At 32.0% G+C, this 23,375-nt stretch carries 11 protein-coding genes; all 11 read left to right on the top strand.

Annotation, left to right across the window (positions count from 1 at the left end):
• The first annotated feature begins 68 nt into the window (after nucleotides 1-68).
• The 11 genes from BTO04_RS07980 to BTO04_RS07930 all read left to right on the top strand — a co-directional run bounded on the left by BTO04_RS07980 (nucleotide 69) and on the right by BTO04_RS07930 (nucleotide 23,365).
• Nucleotides 69-3,071: a TonB-dependent receptor gene (locus tag BTO04_RS07980; protein WP_087563998.1), complete on the top strand. Its 3,003-nt coding sequence runs from the start codon at nucleotides 69-71 to the stop codon at nucleotides 3,069-3,071.
• Nucleotides 3,072-3,081: 10 nt separating this feature from the next.
• Entirely contained in the window at nucleotides 3,082-4,566 is a 1,485-nt protein-coding gene (locus BTO04_RS07975; protein WP_087563997.1) for a RagB/SusD family nutrient uptake outer membrane protein, read from the top strand.
• Between the two features lie 11 nt (nucleotides 4,567-4,577).
• A complete protein-coding gene (locus BTO04_RS07970) occupies nucleotides 4,578-6,737 on the top strand; it encodes a hypothetical protein (protein WP_087563996.1) in 2,160 nt (719 codons plus the stop codon).
• 12 nt (nucleotides 6,738-6,749) lie between these two features.
• Nucleotides 6,750-8,414 carry a family 16 glycosylhydrolase gene (locus BTO04_RS07965; RefSeq protein WP_087563995.1) on the top strand — a complete coding sequence of 555 codons (1,665 nt, stop codon included), beginning with the start codon at nucleotides 6,750-6,752 and terminating at the stop codon, nucleotides 8,412-8,414.
• 349 nt (nucleotides 8,415-8,763) lie between these two features.
• Nucleotides 8,764-11,934: a glycoside hydrolase family 2 TIM barrel-domain containing protein gene (locus tag BTO04_RS07960; protein WP_087563994.1), complete on the top strand. Its 3,171-nt coding sequence runs from the start codon at nucleotides 8,764-8,766 to the stop codon at nucleotides 11,932-11,934.
• Between the two features lie 17 nt (nucleotides 11,935-11,951).
• Nucleotides 11,952-13,415, top strand: coding sequence for a hypothetical protein (locus BTO04_RS07955; RefSeq protein WP_087563993.1), 1,464 nt, complete (start codon nucleotides 11,952-11,954; stop codon nucleotides 13,413-13,415).
• Between the two features lie 20 nt (nucleotides 13,416-13,435).
• On the top strand, nucleotides 13,436-14,293 hold the full coding sequence (locus BTO04_RS07950) for a family 16 glycosylhydrolase (protein WP_087563992.1): 858 nt from the start codon (nucleotides 13,436-13,438) through the stop codon (nucleotides 14,291-14,293).
• A gap of 35 nt (nucleotides 14,294-14,328) precedes the next feature.
• The gene (locus tag BTO04_RS07945) at nucleotides 14,329-16,629 is read left to right on the top strand and encodes an immunoglobulin-like domain-containing protein (RefSeq protein WP_087563991.1); all 2,301 of its coding nucleotides are present in this window, start codon (nucleotides 14,329-14,331) and stop codon (nucleotides 16,627-16,629) included.
• 146 nt (nucleotides 16,630-16,775) lie between these two features.
• Entirely contained in the window at nucleotides 16,776-20,234 is a 3,459-nt protein-coding gene (locus BTO04_RS07940) for a hypothetical protein (protein WP_087563990.1), read from the top strand.
• Nucleotides 20,235-20,243: 9 nt separating this feature from the next.
• The gene (locus BTO04_RS07935; protein ID WP_087563989.1) at nucleotides 20,244-22,055 is read left to right on the top strand and encodes a glycoside hydrolase family 3 N-terminal domain-containing protein; all 1,812 of its coding nucleotides are present in this window, start codon (nucleotides 20,244-20,246) and stop codon (nucleotides 22,053-22,055) included.
• 23 nt (nucleotides 22,056-22,078) lie between these two features.
• Complete coding sequence (locus BTO04_RS07930) at nucleotides 22,079-23,365, top strand: glycosyl hydrolase family 17 protein (protein ID WP_087565362.1); 1,287 nt, start codon at nucleotides 22,079-22,081, stop codon at nucleotides 23,363-23,365.
• The last annotated feature ends 10 nt before the right edge of the window (nucleotides 23,366-23,375 follow it).

Raw genomic sequence — 23,375 nt, 5'->3', positions numbered from 1 at the left:
TTGGTTGAATTTATGATTTAATTAAGAATTAAATCTAATTTTAATAAAAAATACTAAATGGATAATTCATGAGAAAAAAAATCACATTATTACTCCTTTTACTTTTAACTTTTTGTGTTAATGCACAAACAATTAATGTAAAAGGTGTTGTTAAGGATTCTAAAACAGGTGACCCGTTGCCTGGAGTTAGTATAATAGTTAAAGGAACAATTGTTGGAGCTGAAACTGATTTTGACGGACTTTACAGTCTTTCAAAAGTAGAACAAGGTGCAACACTTGTATTTAATTATTTGGGTTATGCCCGAAAAGAAGTGATCGTTAACCAAGACACTATGAATGTGTCTTTGGAGGAATCAGCTGAGTCTTTAGATGAGATTGTTGTAGTTGGTTATGGGAAGCAGAAAAGAAAAGATGTTACAGGTTCTGTTTCTATTGTTGGGCAAGAAACTCTAGAGGTTTTAAAACCTATAGATGCAACAACTGCATTACAAGGAACAACATCTGGTGTAGCAGTAAACCTTTCTTCAGGTGCACCTGGTGCAAAAGTAAATATTTTAATTAGAGGTGTTAGTTCAAACACTAACAACCAACCTTTAACAATAGTAGATGGTTATGAAGGTGATTTAAATAGTATTAACCCAAATGATATTGAATCAATTACTGTATTAAAAGATGCGCAAGCAGCTATCTATGGTATAAAAGGAGCTAATGGTGTTGTTTTAGTAACTACTAAAATTGGTAAGAAAAATAAGAAAGCAACTGTTAAATATGATACATATGCTGCTTTTCAACAAACAACAAAAAAATTAGATTATTTAAATGCTACTGAATATGCTTTGGTTTTAAATGAAGCATATGCAGCAAGTGGTCAAACATTACCTTTTAATAATGTTGGTTCTTTAGGTAAGGGAACTAATTGGCAAGATCAATTATTTAATGATGCATTGTTAATGAATCATAATATTAGTGTCTCTGGTGGAGGTGAAAACTCTAGATATTTTATAAGTGCATCTCGCACGGAACAAGATGGTATTATTGCTAAAGAGAAATCTAATTTTATTAGAAATAACATCAAATTAAATGTAGGAGTTGATATTAGTGATAAACTAAATTTTTCTATAATTGCCAACTACTTTACAAGTGCCTCACAAGGGTTTGATGGTTCTTTACTATTTAATGGTTTAAATTATGCACCAACTTTTGGTTTAGAAGAAAACGATACAAATAACTTTTTAGGAATTGAAGTTGTAAATCCTTTATCATTACTAAAAAATACGTTTGGTGAAAATAATGGAAACGGAATAGAAGGAAATTTTAAATTAGAGTATAAACCAATTGAAGGTTTAAACGTAGTTTCACGTGTTGGATATAAAATTTATAATGAAAAACAACGTTCATTTACTCCAATACAAGAGTATGGTTCTAGTAAAGTATATAACAAAACACAAAGTTCTGTATATCAATTCAAAGCTACTTCTACAAGAGTAAATTGGGAAACATTTGCTACGTATCAAAAAACATTTTCACAAAATCATAATACAAGTCTTACTTTAGGAACAAGTGTGCAAAACGATTTATTTGATGGTATTTACACAACTGGTTTTGATGTACCAAACAACTTATATGAATTTGCAGATATTAGTTTAACAAATTCTCAAAGTGAACAAAGAAGTTTAAATACAGGAAATGGTGACATAAGACTTACTTCATATTTTGGTAGAATTCAATATGATTATAAAGGAAAATACTTGTTTTCTGGATTAGTAAGAAGAGATGGAGCTTCTGTGTTTGCAGAAGATAAAAGAGTAGATAATTTTTGGTCTGTAACTTCTGGTTGGAAAATTTCTGATGAGGAATTCTTAAAAGACAGTGATGTTATTAATTTCTTAAAATTAAGAGCAAGTTATGGTACTTTAGGAAACTTGGTTGGAGATAATTTATATAGATCTCTATTAAGTGGAGAAGGAACTTATGTTTTAGGAGGAGTTTTAGTAGATGGTTCCGCACAAGGTGGTTTGCCAAATCCAAATGCAACTTGGGAAACTGCTGAAAAATTAGATATTGGTTTAGACCTTAATTTATTTGATGATAAAATAACGATTGTTGCAGATTATTTTGAAGAAACAAGAAAAGATTTATTAATTCAAAATTTTCCAGTTTCTGGATTATTAGGTTCTGGTGCTCCAGGAGGTGCAAATCCAACTGTTAATGCGGGTACTTCTAAAAATACGGGTGCTGAATTAGCAATTAATTATAAAGCATATTCATCAGATGATCTTACTTTGAATTTTGGATATAATGTTACGTATATAAAAAATAATGTAACAGATGTTTTAGATGGTGCTTTTGTTGAAGGTGGTGGATTTGCAATTGGTAATCTTGCTCCATCAAGAATGGAAGTAGGACAACCAATTGGTTATTTTTTAGGTTTGGTAACTGACGGAATTTTTCAAACACAAGCAGAAGTTACTGCACACCCTTCTCAATCTGGTTTGGGTGCTTCTAGTACATCACCAGGAGATATCCGATATAAAGATATGAATGGAGATGGAGTTATAGATTTTGACGATAGAATTAATATTGGAAATCCACAAGCAGACTTTTATATGGGATTCAATGTTTCAGCAAAGTATAAAAACTGGGATTTTACAACCTATTTATATGCAGAATTAGGTAAAGACATGGTTAGAAATTTCGAACGTTTCTTACCTAATGTTAACAAACCTGCTTATTATTTAGATAGATGGACAGGTGCAGGAACAAGTAACTCAGTGCCAAGGTTAACAAATGATGCAACTAACAATAAATTGTTTTCAGATTTTTTTGTAGAAGATGCTTCATTCTTACGTGTGCAAAACATACAAATAGGGTATAATTTTACACAAGAATTATTAGAAAAAGTAGGGCTGTCTAAGTTAAGATTATATACATCAATCAATAATTTATTCACTTTTACTAATTACACAGGTTTTGACCCAACAATTAATGGGGGTGCAATTGGAGCTGGTATTGATTCTGGGAACTACCCATCTGCAAGACAGTTTTTATTAGGTTTAAATGTTACATTTTAAAAAATAAAAGATGAGAAATTACAATCAAAAAATAAAATTAGGATTCATCTTTATGGCAAGCTTATTTATATTAAGCGCATGTTCAGATGATTACTTAAACAATTCTAAAATTTATGCTGAAGATTCTGAATCTTTTTTCAATTCAGAAGCAGATTATTACAATGCCTTAGTGGCAGCTTATGATCCTTTACAATCTACATTTATTAATGTATTAATGGGAGAAATTGCATCTAACAACACACTTTGTGGTGGTGAAAGTGCAACAGATGTTCCTGGTTATCAACAAGTAGATGATATGACACATTCACCTATAAATGCACAACTTCAAAATCTTTGGAGCTGGATGTATGGAGGTGTAAATAGGGCAGCATATATTATAGAGTTTGAAGATAAAACCTTCTTTGAAGGTAAAGATATTATAATTGCAGAAGCTCGTTTTTTGAGAGCATACTATAATTTTGAATTGGTAAAATGGTTTGGAGATATTCCTATTAAGCCAGAAGGTCGTTTTGTTTTAGGTGATGAAAAAACAATTCCAAGATCGCCAAAAGCAGATGTGTATGCTTTAATTGAGGCAGATTTGCAATATGCAGTTGCTAATTTATCTTATACAGCTCCTCAACTAGGAAGAGCAACAAAAGGTTCGGCACAAGCTTTATTAGGGAAAGTATATTTATTTCAAGATAAGTTTGATGAGTCTGCTACTGTTTTAGAAAACTTAATTAACAACGGACCTTATATTTTAGAGTCTGACTATAATAAGATTTTTGAATTTGATGGAGAAAATGGTACAGGTGCAGTTTTTGAAGTTCAGTATACAGATATTGAAGGAGCTGGTTTTGGATGTTTACAATGTAGTGAAGGTAATGTTGCTGTAGGTTTTCAGGGAGTTAGAGGTTACCAAGGAACTTTATATACCTCAGGGTTTAGTTTTAATGTTCCTACTCAAGAAGTAGTAGACGAATTTGAAGATGGTGATAATCGTAAAGATGTTGCGATTTTAGATATAAACGCATGGTCAGATTCTACTGGTGCAGCTTTTACAACAGGTTATGAGCATACAGGGTATTACAATAGAAAATATATTCCAAGAGTAAGAAGTACAGATGCAGCAGGAGATTTAAACTTAACAAATCCTAATAATTATAGAGCAATTCGTTTTGCAGATGTTTTATTAATGGCAGCAGAATCTTTTAATAGAAAATCTAGTCCAGATGATACCAAAGCTAAAATTTATTTAAATAGAGTTAGAGAAAGAGCATTTGGTAATGCAACAAATAATATCACTACAAGTGGTACTAATTTAACGGCGGCTATATACAAAGAACGTAGAGTTGAATTAGTTGGAGAAGGTCATCAATTTTTTGACTTGGTAAGAACAGGAAGAGGAACTCAAATTGCAGGATTTGCATCTGGTAAGAATGAAGTGTTTCCAATTCCTCTAGAAGAAATACAATTTTCTCAAGGAAATTGGTCACAAAATCAAGGATATTAATATATATAAGTATGAAGAAACTTAAAACAATATACAAAGCATTAATAATTCTTTTTATTATTAGTGCATGTACAGAAGAAGATAGAAGTTTAGACTTCTTAGCTACTATGGTAGCTCCAACAAATGTTGCTGCAGTATATACGATTACGCAAGACAATACAGGTTTGGTTACAATAACGCCAACTGCAGATGGGGCAACATCATTTGATATCTTTTTTGGAGATACAACTACAGATCCAGAAAATATAGAAGCAGGTAAAAATGTACAACATACATATACAGAAGGAACTTTTGAAATTAAGGTTGTAGCATATAATACCAAAGGAGATACAGCAGAAGCAACACAAGCTTTAATTGTATCGTTTCAAGCGCCACAAAATTTAGTTGCTACTATAGAAAATGATAAATCAACATCAAAGAAAGTAAATATTACTGCAACTGCAGAATTTGCTTCTGTGTTCGAATTTTATTCTGGAGAAACAGATATTGATCAACCAGTAGCAACTGCTAATATAGGAGAGGCTGTTTCTTATCAATATACAAATCCAGGTACGTATTCTGTAAAAGTGATTGCAAAAGGTGGTGCTATTGAAACTACAGAATACACAACAGAATTTGAGGTGACTGAAATTTTAGCACCACTAAGCGCTGCAAATACACCTCCAAATAGAGAGGCTACAGATGTAATTTCTATTTTTAGTGATGCGTATACAGATGTAACTTTAGATGAACTACCAACAGAATGGTCATCATCAAATTTTGAAGCTACAACCGTTGAAGGCAATAATGTTTGGTTACTAACAAATTTAGATTTTGTAGGTATGGTAACAAATTATGCCAATGGTATAGATGTGTCAACTATGGAAAAATTACATATTGATTATTGGGTACCAGATGGAACTACAACTGAATTGTTTATAAAAATTGTAAACACAGTAGATGGAGGAGAAGATATTGAGTCTTTAGGAGCTACAGTTGGTGGTTCTTGGAGAGGTATAGATCTTGATATGACTGGTTTTGATGGAGGAGATCTTACTAATAAGGAAAAAATAACTCAAATATTAATAGATTCTGATGAAGTTGCTGGAGTAGTTTATATAGATAATTTTTATTTTTATAAAACGGCTTCTTCAACAGGTACACCAATTGTTTTTGATGACTTTGAAGGAAATGGAAATATTACTACTTGGGCAGGAGATGATTGCGGAATGAATACTGCTTTTGCAAATCCATTTAAAGATGGGTTAAATGATTCTGATACAGTTTTAGAGTATAATGATACAGGTGGTACGTATGCAAATGTGCGTTTTGATAAAGATGCTGATTTTGATTTATCTGGAGGTAATAGTGTATTTACATTAAAAATTTATGTGCCTTCTTCAAGTGTTACTGGTAGTCAAATCAATCAACTGTCTTTAAAATTGCAAGATTCAGATGCTAATCCTTGGGAGAGACAATCAGAAATTATTAAAACAATAGCTTTAGATACTTGGCAAACACTTTCTTTTGATTTTGAAAATGATGATGTATTAGGAGTTACCGATCCATTAAGTATTACTAATTTTAGAAGAGTAGTTTTACAGGTTAATTCAGAAAATAATAATGACAATGTTATTGCTTATTTAGATGATTTATCTTATGGTAATGAAATAGCTGGGGATACTGCTCCATTTGTAAAAGATAGTTTTGAAGGAGATGGTACAATTACAACGTGGGCAGGAGATGATTGCGGAATGAATAATGCATTTGCAAATCCATTTAAAGATGCTTTAAATGATTCTGATACAGTTTTAGAATACACTGATACAGGTGGTACTTATGCAAACGTTCGTTTTGATATTACACCAAATTACGATTTAACTGCAAAATCTAAATTTTCATTAAAAATTTATGTGCCGTCAACTAGTTTATCAGGTAGTCAAATAAATCAAATTTCTTTAAAACTTCAAGATGCAGATGCTAACCCTTGGGAAAGACAATCAGAAATCATTAAAGAAATTGCATTAGATACTTGGCAGGAAGTTACTTTCGATTTTGCAAGTGATACTGTATTAGGCGTTACTGATGCTATAAGTATCACTAACTTTAGTAGAGTTGTTCTACAAGTAAATTCAGAGAATAATAATGATACTGTAGTTGCTTACATAGATGATATTAATTATTTTAAATAAAATAGTACAAAGATGAAAAAATTTAAAAATATTTATATAATTCTATTTTCTTTAATGACTGCCTTTTACGGGTGTCAAGAAAATAGTTATCAATTTGGAGATGTAGTTTCTCCTTCAAACATTGTAATTAACGCAGAAATTGTTGGTGTTGATGCAGACAATCCTTATGGAGATGGAAGTGGTTCAGTAAATTTTACTGTAAGTGCAGATAATGGTTCTTCTTATGTTTATTATTTTGATGGAGCAGCAGAAGCTTCACCATCAGGAATTTTATCAAAGAGATTTTCAAAAGTAGGTGTAAATGTGTATACTGTTGTTGTAAAGGCAAATGGTACAGGTGGTGTTTCATCAACAAAAACAATAGATGTAGAAGTTTTTAGTTCTTTTTCTGATGTTGAAACTGAAAACTTTTTAAGTGGTGCTAATGTTGGCGACAGTAAAAAATGGTATTGGCAAGCAGATATAGATGTACATGTTGGTTTAGGCCCGGTTACAGATGATTATGGAAATGGAGAATTTGCTTATGAAGCATGGTGGAATGGTATTAAAGCATGGGATGCTGAAAAGGGATGTATGTATGATAATGAATTTGTATTTACAAGAACTACAAATGGTGTAACATTTGAGCAAACTGTAGGTCCTGCTTTTGTACCTGGTACTTATGCAGGAGACTTAGGTGTTGCAGGAGACCAATGTCATGATGAAACAGTTGCTACTTCAATGTTTGGGTTAAAAACAGTTTCTTTTGGTCCTTCAGTTTCAAAAGCAGCTTTAGAGGGTTCTTATGACGAAGAGCCATATAGAGGTACAACTTTCGAAATTTCGGAAGGTGGTTTTATGGGATGGTTAGTAGGTTCTAGTACTTATGATATAATTTCTATTTCTAATGATGAACTTGTGGTTAGAGTTATTCAAGCTGGAGATGGTTTTGCATGGTATCATAAATTTACTTCTACAAAACCTGTACAAGGTGCAAGTTATGAATTTAACACTTTAGCTTGGTCTGATGAGTTTGAAACAGATGGAGCACCAGATGCTACAAAATGGACATATGATCTTGGAGCTAATTCAGGCTGGGGTAATAATGAATTACAAACCTATACGGATACTGCAGAAAATGCTAAAGTAGAAGGTGGTTCTTTAATCATTACAGCGAAAGCTGATGGTAGCGGAGGATATACTTCTGCTAGGTTAAAATCTCAAGGTTTATATAACTTTACTTATGGTAGAGTAGAAGTAAAAGCAAAGTTACCAGCGTCTCAAGGTACTTGGCCAGCAATTTGGATGTTAGGTTCTAATTTCACTTCTGTAGGTTGGCCTCAAAGTGGTGAAATAGATATTATGGAGCAAACAGGTGGTGATAAAAACACAACACTTGGTACTTGTCATTGGTTTGATTCAGCAAGTTCTAGTAATGCAAGTTATGGTGAAACTACTTCAATAGCAAATGCATCTTCAGAATTTCATTTATATACTGTAGAATGGACGGAAGAAGCTGTAAAGATTTTTGTTGATGATATTAAGTTTTATGAGTTAACAAATGATTCAACTTTACCATTTAATGCAGACTTTTTCTTAATTCTTAATGTTGCAATGGGAGGATCTCTTGGAGGCACTGTAGACGCATCATTTACAGAAGATACTATGGAAATTGATTACGTAAAAGTATTTAAATAATAAGAGAACTTAGAAGAAAGAAAGAGGGTGAATTTTTAATGTAGTTCACCCTTTTTAATTTATAATACATATCCCTATAAATTTTTACTTATCAAGAAAAAAACATTAGAATTATTTACAATAGAAAGGTTTTAAAATTGACAACATTAGGTTAATAACCTATACATTGATACAACATTATTTAATACGGAAGTTTTTTTTAAAAGTATTGATAAGTATAATTTAACCTATTGTTAATAAAACACTTCAAAAATAATGATGTATACTATTTGTAGCGGTGTTTATTAATAATATCAGAAGTATATCTGCTTAAGTTTACAAAAACCTAACATAACTAACATAAAAAATTATGAAACACACCTTTTTAAGATTATTACTTTACTTATTTGCGTTAAATTCTTTCGCACAAGCAGATAAAGTTTCTGTAATTGATAATGAACAAGGAATGAAACTTGTTGTAAATGGTAAAGATTTTATGATTAATGGTATGAATTGGGATTATGTTCCAATTGGTACCAATTATGCATATAGCCTTTGGAACCAACCTGAAGAAGTGATTAAAGGAGCTTTAGATGAAGAAATGGGGTTATTAAAAAATATGGGTGTTAATACCATTAGAGTTTATACTGGAATTCAACCCAAATGGATAACCTATATATATGAAACCTATGGTATTTATACCATGTTAAATCATTCTTTTGGTAGGTATGGTCTTACGTTAAATGGGGTTTGGACACCAGTTACGGATTATAGAGACCCAGAAACAAAAAAATTCTTACTATCAGAAGCAACTGAATTGGCAAATACCTTTAAGAATACTAAAGGGTTACTTTTATTCTTACTAGGAAATGAAAATAATTATGGACTTTTTTGGGCAGGTGCAGAAACGGAAGATTTTCCAGATGAAAAGGAAAAACAGAAGGCGGTAGGAGAAAAGAGAGGAAGACCCATGTTTAAGTTAATGAATGATGCAGCAATTAAGATGAAATCTCTAGATGCTTCGCATCCAGTAGCAATCTGTAATGGAGATGTTTTATTTATTGATATTATAGCAGAAGAGTGCCCAGATATAGATATTTATGGTACAAACATGTATCGCGGTAAATCATTTGGAGATGCATTTAAAGTAGTAAAAGACAAATTAAATAAACCAATTTTGTTTACAGAATTTGGTGCAGATTCTTTTAATGCTCTAACCAACCAAGAAGACCAAAAAATGCAGGCCTTTTTTATGGTAGAAAATTGGAAAGAAATTTATCAAAATGCAGCAGGATTAGGAAAATCAAATAACGCTATAGGTGGTTTTACATTTCAATTTAGTGATGGATGGTGGAAATTAGGACAAACTAAAAATTTAGATGTTCATGACAATGGAGCTTCTTGGTCTAATGGAGGGTACTATTTAGATACAAAGAATGGAAGTAATAACATGAACGAGGAATGGTTTGGTATCTGTGCTAAGGGACCAACAAATTCTAATGGTTTATATACTTTATATCCAAGAGCAGCATATTATGCATTAAAAGAAGCACATGAAATTAATCCTTATCTATCAGGAATAAATTTAAATAAAGTTACCAATCATTTTGAGAACATTCAATTAATGGATGCAGTTCTTAGAGCTCGAGGAGATAAAGCCGCGCTAAACGGCGGTGGTGATAAAATTCGTTTAAGTAATTTAAGAGCAGAGTTTACAACATTTAATACTGGTGGTAGTTTAATTACAACACCTAGTACTGCAAATGAACAACAATCAAGCTACCCAAATCAATTAGGTTTTGATCATATGCAATCCTATTTTATAGGTATAGAAGGAAACCCTGCTCCTAATATGCGTGCAAATGTAAACTTTAACGTTCTTGGAAATGTAGCAGAAAATCCAATAGATGAAATTTTCTATGAAAATAGAGGCCGTTCTTATACTGTGAATACAGATCAAGGTAATGTTCAAATAACAGACCCTAATAGAGTTCAAGTATATAATTCAGAATTTGAATGGAATGCAGATAATTTTGATATGAGAGGTTTTTATAGAACTGGTCATTATCATTGGGGTGATGAAGGCGATTTCTTTGGCTTATACCCAGAAGCTAATTATGGACCTAATTTAGATACGTATAATGGAGAAATTTTAGGTATTGAAATTGATGGTAAAGGTGCTTTAAATGGTTTGAAAGCTGCTTTTGGACCTCAATTATGGTGGGGAGCAAACCCTACAGCCTTGTTAAAATACAGTAGAAATTTTGGAAAATGGGGTGTTACAGGTATTTATCATAGAGATTTAGATACAGATATTAAAATTGATCCAGAAACTGGCCGTAGAGTCTTAGATGCAAATCAATTAAGATCAGGTATTATTCCAGCATTTCCTACAGAGAGGTTTGCCCTTGCAATTGAAAGAAGTTTTGGTAATTTTAAATTTAATGTAGGTGCTCTTTGGTCAGGTAGCCCTTTAAACGGCAGCACATTTCAGGATGCTAGAGGTACTTCTGGTAATTATATTATATATAAAGATAAAATAAATTCAGAAGACAATTGGGGTAGTAAAGCTAAAATTACTTATCAGAAAGGACTTTTTAACTGGTATTTGCAAAGTGCTTATATGGGGTTAGTAGCTAATGGAGGAGCAGATCTAACAAAAACATTTACAGGTTGGAAATTAAAAGATAATGGAAGCGGAAATCAGGTGAATATTTTAACAGGTGCTACCTATACGATCTCAAACCTTCAGATAGCACCTAATTTTATATATCAAAAACCATTAATTGGAGCAATGCCTAATGACGTGGGTGGTACAGGTAGATTAAGAAATGTAATTGATGATCCTTTTGCTGTAAGAAACAACAGAGAAACTTTGGGAATGGAATGGTTGTTTACTTATGATCCTACTCCAGGAACTTGGATGTATGAATGGGACAATGACAGGACAGAAGATGCAGTATTCGCTATGAATTTAGGGTTTGTATATAGACACTTGCCAACAACACAAGATGCACATATTGGGTTTTTAGCAGATCGTTCATTCTTTGCTTTTCCAACGGCTGCTCCGGCAGAAGATTTATGGGAAATAAGTTCAAGAGTGGTGTCTAAAGTAAGTCCTAGTTTTGGGTTTATTGGTAATTTCTTTTATGGAAACGGACAAGCAAACGGGAATGATGAAAGATTGATTAAACGTTTTGGAGGAGATGTTAGAATGATCTTAAATAAATTAAAGGTTACTGCACAAGCAAAGTTTAATGATTGGGGGCCTTTTGACTACCACAAGGATTTTAACTTAACATTTCCAACACAATTAATGTTAGATGTATCTACTACTTTAGGAAAACCAGGTTGGTTTATTTTACCAAATACGAAGGTAGGACTCCGTGGTACATGGAGGTCATTAGATCAATATTCTCCAAGATATAGTCCTAGTATAGTTGAGGAATTTGCTACCTCACCAACAATTAGTCCTGTTGGGTTTCCTAATGGTTCAGAGTGGGAAATAAGAACTTACATTCACATTAATATTGGTAAATAATTTATAAAAGAGATATCATGAATACAATAAAAAACAAATATCTAAAATTAACATTTTTACTAATTTTAATGTTATCGATTGCTAGTTGTGAGAGAGAACTTTCAGAAAATGTTGAATTCACAAACTTCGGAACAACTGGAGAGATATACACAGATAATTTTATAGGAATGGGAAGTGATTTTTATTTCCCTTACGGTTCAGACGCAAACAATCCAGTTGGATCAAAACCAACAGCATGGTCTGTAGATACTAATGAGGGGTATGAAAGTGAATCTTCTATGCGTATTGATGTGCCAAAGGATACAGATCCCTTAGGGAATTATGCAGGGGCAATTTTAAGAATTGATGGTGAAGGTCGTAATTTATCAGGATATGATGCCCTAACTTTTTGGGCCAAGGGATCACAAACAGGAACTATTGGAGAAATAGGTTTTGGAGAAGATTTTGGTGAAAATAAATATTTAGCCACTATTACGAATGTAGATTTATCTACCAATTGGGTAAAGTATATAATTCCAATTCCAGACCCCTCTAAATTGATTAATGAAAGAGGGATGTTAAGATATGCAGTAGCAGGAATTAATGGTCTAGGTTTTACTTTTTGGATAGATGATTTAAAGTTTGAAAAATTAGGTAACCTTGGCCAACCACAACCGGAAATGGCAAATGGAGAAGATACAGAGGAAGGAAATTTTGTAGGAAACTCTTTTAACTTGTCTGATTATGGTTTAACACAAACATTTAATTTGCCTTCTGGGTTCAATCAAACAACGATTACGGCTCCTATGTATTTTGACTTTGAGTCAAGTGATATAGAGGTAGTTAGAGTTAGCGAAACGGGTATTGTATCTATCGTTGGTCCTGGTATAGCAAAAATAACAGCTTCTATTGCTGGAGTTAAAGCGAAAGGGTCTTTAACAATTTCTGCTTCTGGAGCTTTTCCGCTTGCACCTACTCCTCAAGAAAGTGATAGTAATGTGATTTCAATATTTAGTGATACCTACACGAATGTTCCTGTAGATTTTCATAATGGCTATTGGCAACCTTACCAAACAACATTGGGAGGAGAAACGATCATAGATGGTCAGAATATTTTAAATTACACGAACTTTAATTTTGTTGGAACTCAGCTTACAGAAGCGATAGATATTACAGAGATGACGCATTATAGTGTAGATCTTTTAATGTTAGAATTACCAGCAGACCTTGTTAATATAGATATTTTAATTACACTGAAGTCTGTAGATGGTACTTTTCAACAAAACCGTATTGGATCAAATTATCAATTAGATCCAAGAGCTCCAATTGTTTATCCTGCATCTTCATTAGTTGCAAGTGAATGGCAATCAATAAAGATTCCAATCAGACCAACTTCAGAAACTGGATTAAATAAATCAGCAATTAATATTATTATTATAGAAAACATAAAGTCTTCTCAGATAGAAACTTTTTATATGGATAATACATATTTCTATAAGTAATAATATAAAAACAAGAAAAAATGAACAAAACAAATAAAATCTTATTGGGTAAAAATGTAGTTTTATTAAAAACGCTCTTTTTAGGAATCCTTTTTATATTGATTGGTTGTAATCCAGATGAAACACAAACCGTTGCAGAATTTAAAAATATTGTGTTGTCTGATGAATTTGATACAGATGATTTTATAGATGGTGATATTTGGACTTTTGATATTGGGAATGGTACCAATGGATGGGGTAATAATGAAGAACAATTTTATACAAGTCGCACAGAAAATGTTTCTGTACAGAATGGTATATTAATTATTAAAGCTCTTAAAGAAGACTATAATGGTTCTGATTATACCTCTAGTAGAATTTTAACCAAAGGTTTAAAAGAACAAGCTTATGGTCGTTTTGAAGCGCGCATACAATTACCAACAGGTCAAGGAATGTGGCCAGCATTTTGGCTTTTAGGAGCTAATTGTGGTGATGGAAATAACGGTACTGAAGTTTGGCCAAATTGTGGTGAAATAGATATCATGGAATACCGAGGACAAGATCCAACAGTTGTTCATGGCAGTGTTCATGGTCCTGGTTATGCTGCAGGCAATGCGATTACTAAAAGTTATGCACTAGAAAACGATCGTTTCGATACTGGTTTCCATGTTTTTGGAATAGAGTGGGCTCCAGAATATATTAATTATTATGTTGATGATGTTTTATACAATCAAATTACACGCCAACAGGTGGAAGAAAAAGGAACTTGGGTATTTGACCAACCTTTCTATATTATTATCAATCTAGCAGTAGGTGGAGATTTTATAGGCGCACCAAATGAAGAAACTGTTTTTCCACAAAAAATGCTCATAGATTACGTAAGAGTATATAACAAATAATAAACATTTACAAACACACACATAAAATTATAAATATGAAATTAGTATTAAAAAACAGTAAACTTATTGCTTTCTTTCTTATAGCAATAACATACGTAGGTTGTTCAGAAGACGTTGTTAAACTACCTATGATTACTTCAGGTTTTACGTATACTTTAAATGAAAATACAGGTACGGTAGAATTTATTAATATTTCTGAGAATGCAACTACCTATTCTTGGGATTTTGGAGATGAAATACCAGTAGTACCCGCATCAACTTCTTCAGAAATTGATCCTATTAAAAGTTATACTAACGGTACCTATACCGTTATATTAAAAGCAATGAACGAGGCAGGAGCAATCTCTTACTTTGAAGATATCATTGTTATAAACATGCCGTTGCCTTTGGGTTTACCAATGACTTTTGATAACGATAATGTAAATTATAGTGCAACAGCTTTTGATGGTGCAGCCTATGAATTACTAGAGAACCCTGCACCAGGAGGGTCAAACGATGTATCTTCTATGGTAGCTTCTATTACAAATAGCGGGGCTACTTATGAAGGCCTGTTTTTTGAATTAGAAAAAGCAATTGATTTAACAACAAACAATACGATTAAAATGAATTTCTGGTCGGATGCGGCAGTAACTATTTTAGTAAAATTAGAAGAAGGAACTGCTTTTACAGAAGTTTTGGCAAGTCATACAGGTTCTGGATGGGAAGAGTTACAGTTTACGTTTTCCGATATTGCTAGCTACTCTAAACTAGTTGTTTTTGTAGACGGCGCTGGTACCACAGCAGGAACTTTTTATATGGATGATATTATTCAAATATCTTTAGGAGATGCTCCAGTGATCACATTAATTGGAGATGAAACAATTTCTTTAACAAAGGGAGATGCATATACAGAACAAGGAGCAACTGCTTCAGATACTGAAGATGGCGATATTTCTGGTGCCATTGTAATTGGAGGTGATACTGTAGATGTTGATACTTTAGCAACTTATGAAGTTACTTATACCGTTGTAGATTCAGACGGAAACATAACAGTAGCTACTAGAAGTATAGAAGTTTCATTAGGTGATGTACCTGTAATTACATTAATTGGAGACGCAAGTATTCGTTTAGCACAAGGAGATACGTATACAGAACAAGGAGCAACTGCTTCAGATACCGAAGATGGTGATGTTACAAATACTATTGTAATTGGTGGTGATACTGTAGATACGAATACTCCAGGAACTTATGCAGTAACTTACACGGTTATAGATTCAGATGGTAATACAGCTGTTGCAACCAGAAATGTAGAAGTATATGAACCAGGTGCTTGTGATTCAGAAACTACAGAATCTATGAGTGCAACAGATCTAAATGTAACTTTTATGTCAGACCAAACCGCAAATATAAGAAATGATAATGCTACTTTTGAGTATGTAGCAAATCCAGATTCTGATAATACAGTAAACAATTCTTGTTTTGTTGGTAAAGTGACAAAAGGCGGAGTTAACCCTTGGGATAACAATCAAATTGATTTTAATACTAAATTTGATTTAACTGCTAATGGTGGTTTTAAAATCAAGGTGTATTCGGCTATTCCAGGTTATAGCGTGTTATTAAAACTTGAATCAATTGCTGACCCAGGTCTTAATACTGAAATTGATTTAACAACTACCAAAACTAATGAATGGGAAGAGTTAACTTTTAATTTTAGCACGAATCATGATAATAAATATGACAGAATTGTATTAATTTTTGATTTAAACAAGTCAGCAAGTACCAATACATATTACTTTGATGATCTTAAGCTTTTTGAAAGAACAAGTGGCGGTGGAAATGGCGGTGGCGATATTCCTGCTGATGGAGATATTGCAAGTAATGGTGGTTTTGAATCTGGAGATCTTGAAGGTTGGACTTTATATGATAACGGTGGAACAGCTACTTTAGACAATACGGAAGCACAAACAGGAGATTGGTGTGTGAAGTTATTTGCAAGTGCTCCTAATGGATTAAATCCAACGTTGAAGCAGGAAAGAAAAGCTGCTGGCTCAATAGTAGTAGGAGATAAAGTACAAGTTACATTTAGCTATAAAGGATCACTAACAGGAGAGTCTGGTGCGGTCTCAATACAATCATTTGTGGAAGCTACAAACGGTGCGAGTCAAGTTGAAACTTTTGATGTGACCCCAACAGGTACATGGCAAACTTTTACAACTACTTATACGGTAACAGGAGCTATGCAAGGTGGTGATGTTAGTGGTGGTATAACTATGGAATTTGTTGCTATTTGTGGAGGCGTTGCAGGTTGTACTTCAACATTGTATTTAGATGATATTTCGTTAATAATAAATCCATAATAAAAACACAACACAAACTACAATATTGTAACATTGTAGTTTGTGTTTATTTATATAGTAACTATTTTTAGTTATCAATAAAGCTCAAAGTATAATAATAAGCCTCTTTAGAATAAATATAGAGGTTAAAAAAGGTTACCAATTTAATGACAAATAAGACCATTTTTTTAGGAAAAAATAAAGCAGACTTTCAAACGCAAGAAGTGAAAGGAGAAATGATAAATTTTGATAATGAAGTTTATTATAAAATTGCGAACAGTAATGAAATGAGACCATTTTTTATGAGTATTGTTTCAGACTCAAATCATTGGATGTTTATTTCTAGTAATGGAGGGCTTACAGCTGGTAGAAAGAATAGTGAGTATTCACTTTTTCCTTATTATACAGATGATAAAATTACAGAAGCTGCAGATGTAACTGGTAGTAAGTCTATTTTTCAAGTTTCTAAAAATGGAAATATTTATTTATGGGAACCTTTCTCTCAAAGACAAATTGGATTATATAAAACAAGACAAAATTTATATAAAAATAGTTTTGGAAACAAAGTTATTTTCGAAGAAGTTAATGAAGATTTAGAAGTAACCTTCAGATATCAATGGAGTTCTACGGATAAATTTGGTTTTGTAAAAAAATCAACATTAATTAATAATTCTTCAGATAAAATACAAATTACATTTTTAGACGGTTTACAAAATATTCTTCCTTCGGATGTAGAAACAGATTTACAAAACTCTCGAAGTAATTTAGTAGACGCATACAAGAAAAGTGAATTACAAGCAGAAGCTGGTTTAGGTATTTATGCCTTAAGTGCAATTATTGTTGATAAAGCAGAACCAAGTGAAGCTTTAAAAGCAAATATAGTTTGGTCTTTAGGTGTTGAAAATCCAACGTATTTATTATCATCATTACAATTAGATAATTTTAGACGAGGAAAAGAACTGCATCAAGAAGTAGATGTAAAAGCAGAAAAAGGCGCTTATTTTATTAGTACTGATTTAAACTTAGCAGCAAACGAAGCCAAAGAATGGAGTTTTATTGCGAATGTAAATCAAACTATTGGAGATATTCAAAGAATTTCTAAAGCAATTCTAAATGATAAAAATTTAGCTAAAAGTATTCAAGAAGATATTGAATTAGGAACTAAAAAATTAATTGCTTTAACGGGTGCTGCAGATGGTTTGCAAGTAACAAACGATCCTTTAGTGAATACAAGACACTTTGCAAATACACTTTTCAACTTAATGAGAGGCGGTACTTTTGATGATGATTATAAAATTGAAAAAGAAGATTTTATAAAATACATTGCAAAGGCAAATAAAAAAGTCATTAAGAAAAAAGAGGAATTGTTAAATGAGTTACCAAAGTTATTTACATTAAATACAATTCTTGAAATTGCAGAGAAAGATGAAGATAAAAACTTTAAAAGACTTTGTTTTGAATATTTACCATTAAAATTTAGTAGAAGACATGGAGATCCAAGTAGACCTTGGAACAAGTTTTCTATCAATACAAAAAATGAAATTGATGGTTCTAAAATTTTAGATTACGAAGGTAATTGGCGTGATATTTTCCAGAATTGGGAAACATTAGCACATTCATATCCTGAGTTTATAGAAAGTATGATTCATAAGTTTTTAAATGCAACAACTTTTGATGGTTACAATCCTTACAGAGTAACAAAAGATGGTTTCGATTGGGAAATTATTGAAGAAAATGACCCTTGGTCTTACATTGGTTATTGGGGAGATCATCAAATAATTTACTTATTAAAATTCTTAGAATTTATAGAAAACCATTATCCTAATCAATTAGAAAAACGTTTTTCTGAAGACATTTTTGTGTATGCAAATGTGCCTTATAAAATAAAAGACTACAAAAGTATACTTTTAAACCCTAAAGATACTATTGATTTTGACCATGAATTAGATGCTAAAATTCATCAAAAGAGAGAGGAATTAGGAGCAGATGGCGCTTTACTAAGAGATGAAAATTTCTTTATTTATAAAGTAAATTTAATCGAAAAATTATTAGCAACTGTTTTAGCAAAAGTATCTAATTTTATACCAGAAGGAGGTATTTGGATGAATACACAACGTCCGGAATGGAATGACGCTAACAACGCTTTAGTTGGTAATGGTGTTTCTATGGTAACGTTAAATTACTTAAATCGATTTATAAATTTCTTCGAAAAAGTAGTGACTAAATCTGCAACCGAAGAGGTTGAGATTTCATCAGAATTGGCAACGTTTTTTAATGAAGTTGTGGCAACTTTTAACCAAAATAAAGAGATCCTTTCAGGAAGTGTTTCAGATACAGAAAGAAAAACAGTTTTAGATGGTTTAGGTGAAGCAGGAAGTGTATTTAGAACTGCAATTTATGAAAACGGATTTTCTAGTGATAGAAGTACAATTTCTAAAACAGAATTATTAGCATTCTTTACAATTACAAAGCAGTATTTAGAGCATACGATTAAAGCAAATAAACGTTCAGATAATTTATACCATTCGTATAATTTAATGACGATAGAGAATGATAAAGAGGTATCTATTTCTTATTTACCAGAAATGTTAGAAGGGCAAGTTGCTGTTTTAAGTGCCGAATATTTATCACCAAAAGAAGCTTTAAAAGTTTTAGACGCAATGAAAGCTAGTGCGTTGTTTAGAGAAGATCAATACAGTTATATTTTATATCCAAATAAAGATTTACCACGTTTTGATAAGAAAAATGTAATTTCTAAAGCGGCTGTAAAAAACTCTAAATTATTAACACAATTGGTTAATGATGGAAATACTCAAATCATTAACAAAGATGTCTTAGATAATTATCATTTTAATGCAAACTTTAATAATGCAAATAGCTTAAAAGAAGCTTTTGAAGAATTACCAGCAACCTATTCAGATTTAGTAGAAAACGAATCTAGTTTGTTACTGGAAACTTTTGAAGAAGTTTTTAATCACAAAGCATTTACAGGTCGTTCAGGAACTTTCTTTGGTTATGAAGGTTTGGGTTCTATTTATTGGCACATGGTTTCAAAATTATTATTAGCGGCTCAAGAAAATTGCTTGTTAGCGGTAAAAAATAATGAAGATGAAGCTGTAATTGGTCAACTATTAGATCATTATTATGAAATTCAAGCAGGTATTGGTGTTCATAAATCGCCAGAATTATATGGCGCATTTCCAACAGATCCTTATTCTCACACACCAGGAGGAAAAGGAGCACAACAACCAGGAATGACAGGTCAGGTTAAAGAAGATGTGTTGAGTAGAATAGGAGAATTAGGTGTTTTTGTAAAAGAAGGAAAAATTAATTTTAATCCGAGATTATTAAGAGAAAGTGAGTTTATTAAAGCTCCAAAAACTTTTAAATATACTGCGATTAGCAAAGAAGAAAAATCAATTGATTTAAAAGAAGGTTCACTTTGTTTTACTTATTGTCAAGTACCAATTGTCTATAAAAATTATAAAGAAGAAGGTATAAAAATATTTTTTACTGACACACGTATTGAAGAAGTAAAAGATTTAATACTTGATACAAATATTTCAAAAATGATTTTTGAAAGAACAGGAGAAATAAATAAAATTGAAGTTTCAGTAAAAAAATAACAATGATTAATGACCAATAGCTTTCATAAGTATAAATTTTTTATTCCTTTATTATTTACTCTTTTTAGTTGCAAAAAAGCTGTAGAAACTAAAGTAGATAAAGAAATTATTATTGAGAAAAAAGTAGATTCTCTTTTAAAGTTAATGACTTTAGAAGAGAAAATTGGTCAAATGTCTCAAGTAAGACATTTTTGGGATATTTCTAAAAATGATGTTGCTACTAAGTTTATAGGTGCTGTTATTCATACACAAGGAGTAAATCCTGGAGAAACTGCTAAAGAATGGCAGCAGAAATTTATCAAATTACAAAAGCAAGCACTTTCTACACGATTGGGTATTCCGTTGTTGTTTGGTGTTGATGCAATTCATGGACAAAATACGTTTAATGGAGCAACCATTTTTCCACATAATATTGGTTTAGGAGCAACTGCAAACCCAAAATTAGTTGAAGAAGCTGCAGCAATTACTGCTATAGAAGCACAAGCAACAGGTTTTAATTGGGTTTTTTCACCATGTGTTGCAATTCCTTATAATGAAAAATGGGGGAGAGTTTATGAAGCATTTTCAGAAAGTACTGAGTTAACCTCTATTTTAACCAAAGCTTCTATAAAAGGGCATCAAGGAGACTTATCCGATGCTAAAACGGTGATGGCAACAGCCAAACATTTTATTGGAGATGGCGCTACAGAATTTGGTGTGGAAGGAGGAGAAACATCGCTATCTAATGACGAAATAAACAAAAGATTAATGCCTCCTTATAAAGTTGCTGTAAATGAAAAAGTTGGAGCTGTAATGGCATCATTCAATACTTTAAAAAGGAAACCAATGCATGCTAATAAAGTATATCTCATAGATACTCTAAAGCAGAAGATGAAGTTTGATGGTATTGTGGTTTCTGATTGGAAAGGGTATTCAAGATTTGGTAGAAATAATATTATTAATGCTGGTGTAGATATGATAATGGCTGTTGATGGTGATTTAGATTATTTTCAAAATAATTTAAAGAAGGCTGTTGATTCTAGTTATGTTTCTGAGGTAAGAATTAACGACGCAGTAAAAAGAATTTTAAGACAGAAGTTTAGGTTGGGCTTATTTAAAAATCCATTTCCAGATGCAACATTAGTTTCTGAAATAGGAAGTAAGACGCACAGGAATAAAGCAAAACAAGCGGTAAGAGAATCTTTAGTTTTATTAAAAAACGAGCATACTATTTTGCCTTTATCAAAAGAAACAAAGAAAATTGTGGTGGTGGGTGAACATGCAAATAATGCTGGTTTACAATCTGGAGGTTGGACAATTAATTGGCAAGGAACTTTAGAAAATTATAAAGGAGCTACCACTATTTTAGAGGGAATTAAAAAGCAATCAAAAGGTGATGTTGTTTATGATAAAGAGGCAACAGGAAACCATTTTGATGCAGATGTTGCAATTATAATTGTTGGCGAAACTCCTTATGCTGAATTCTTTGGCGATATTGGTCATGAATCAAATATTAGAAAACTAACACTTACCAAAGAACATAAAAAATATATAAAAACGTATTCAGAAAAAGGAATTAAAACGATTGTTGTTTTAATTTCTGGAAGACCTTTAGTGGTAACTAAACTAATAAAAAAATCAGATGCATTTGTTGCAGCTTGGTTACCAGGTTCTGAAGGAGATGGAATTGCGGAAGTTTTATTTGGTGATTTTAATTTCTCTGGAAAATTGCCTCATTCTTGGCCAAAAACAGTAAAAGATTTAAAAGGAAAATATGGACCTAATTTTTGGGACAAAAGCATAAAACCATTGTATCCTTTTGGATATGGTTTAAAGTATTAAATAATAGTAAAAAGAGTAAGAATATGAATTTCAAATTTAAAATTTTAGTAACGATTTTAGTATTGTTTATTGGTTTTGGATGTAGCTCTAAAAAGGAAAATAAATCAGTAAAGAAAGAAATTAAAGAAGAAATGACAGCAGCCAAAATTTTAGGAAACCCAGAATATTTAGCCATTTCTTATGGTGGATATAGAGAAAAATCAAGAGAAGATAATCAACCTACAATTCCACAGTTAAAAGAAGATTTAAAGTTGATGCACGCTATGGGTATTCGCATTATTAGAACCTATAATGTACAACCAAAGTTACCTCATGCAGCAAATATTCTAGAAGCAATAAGTCAGCTTAAAAAAGAAGACTCAAGCTTTGAAATGTACGTTATGTTAGGTGCTTGGATAGATTGTGTAAATGCTTGGACAGACAAAGAACCTAATCATGAAACTGAAAGCGAACAAAATGAAGGTGAAATTGATAGAGCAGTAGCTTTAGCAAACAAATATCCAGACATTGTAAAAGTTATTGCTGTTGGTAATGAAGCAATGATTAGATGGGCAACTAGTTACTTTGTGAGACCAAATGTTATTTTAAAATGGGTAAATCATCTTCAAAATTTAAAGAAAGATGGAAAGCTTTCTAAAGATTTATGGATTACATGTTCAGATGATTATACTTCTTGGGGTGGAGGAGATCCAAGTTATAGAGTAAAAGATTTAGAAGACTTAATTAAGGCTGTAGATTATGTTTCTATGCATACGTATGCGTATCATAACTCTCATTACAATCCTGGTTTTTGGAAAGTGCCAGATAGTGAACAGCATTTATCAGACAAAGAAAAAATAGATAATGCAATGTTACGTGCTTTAGAGTTTGCTAAAAGGCAATTTAAAGATGTTTCTGATTATGTAAAAAGTATCGATGCTACTAAAACAATTCATATTGGTGAAACGGGTTGGGCAACTATTTCTAGCGGTCATTATGGCAAGAATGGTTCTAGAGCAACAGATGAATATAAGCAAGGACTTTATTATAACCATTTAAGAGAATGGACGAATAAAGAAGGGATTTCTTGTTTTTATTTTGAAGCTTTTGATGAACAATGGAAAGATGCTAAAAATGCAAATGGTTCTGAAAATCACTTTGGATTATTCACTTTAAAAGGAGCAGCTAAGTATCCTATTTGGAATTTAGTTGATAATGGAAATTTTAAAGGTTTAACGAGAAATGGAGCGCCAATCATAAAGACATTTAATGGTGATAAAGAAACACTTATGAAGCTTGTTTTAGTACCTAATACAGACTATAATAGATAAAAATTAACAC

It is taken from the genome of Polaribacter sp. SA4-10 (assembly GCF_002163835.1).
Lineage (GTDB): Bacteria > Bacteroidota > Bacteroidia > Flavobacteriales > Flavobacteriaceae > Polaribacter.
The sequence above is the reverse complement of the archived record's forward strand: the minus strand, read 5'-3'. Positions and strand labels throughout refer to the sequence as shown.

Bases quoted from the DNA above. Each gene is read 5' to 3' on its own strand.
- BTO04_RS07965 (WP_087563995.1), top strand. From the start codon at position 6,750: ATGAAAAAATTTAAAAATATTTATATAATTCTATTTTCTTTAATGACT.
- BTO04_RS07955 (WP_087563993.1), top strand. From the start codon at position 11,952: ATGAATACAATAAAAAACAAATATCTAAAATTAACATTTTTACTAATT.
- BTO04_RS07930 (WP_087565362.1), top strand. From the start codon at position 22,079: ATGAATTTCAAATTTAAAATTTTAGTAACGATTTTAGTATTGTTTATT.
- BTO04_RS07980 (WP_087563998.1), top strand. From the start codon at position 69: ATGAGAAAAAAAATCACATTATTACTCCTTTTACTTTTAACTTTTTGT.
- BTO04_RS07945 (WP_087563991.1), top strand. From the start codon at position 14,329: ATGAAATTAGTATTAAAAAACAGTAAACTTATTGCTTTCTTTCTTATA.
- BTO04_RS07950 (WP_087563992.1), top strand. From the start codon at position 13,436: ATGAACAAAACAAATAAAATCTTATTGGGTAAAAATGTAGTTTTATTA.
- BTO04_RS07975 (WP_087563997.1), top strand. From the start codon at position 3,082: ATGAGAAATTACAATCAAAAAATAAAATTAGGATTCATCTTTATGGCA.
- BTO04_RS07940 (WP_087563990.1), top strand. From the start codon at position 16,776: ATGACAAATAAGACCATTTTTTTAGGAAAAAATAAAGCAGACTTTCAA.
- BTO04_RS07935 (WP_087563989.1), top strand. From the start codon at position 20,244: ATGACCAATAGCTTTCATAAGTATAAATTTTTTATTCCTTTATTATTT.
- BTO04_RS07960 (WP_087563994.1), top strand. From the start codon at position 8,764: ATGAAACACACCTTTTTAAGATTATTACTTTACTTATTTGCGTTAAAT.
- BTO04_RS07970 (WP_087563996.1), top strand. From the start codon at position 4,578: ATGAAGAAACTTAAAACAATATACAAAGCATTAATAATTCTTTTTATT.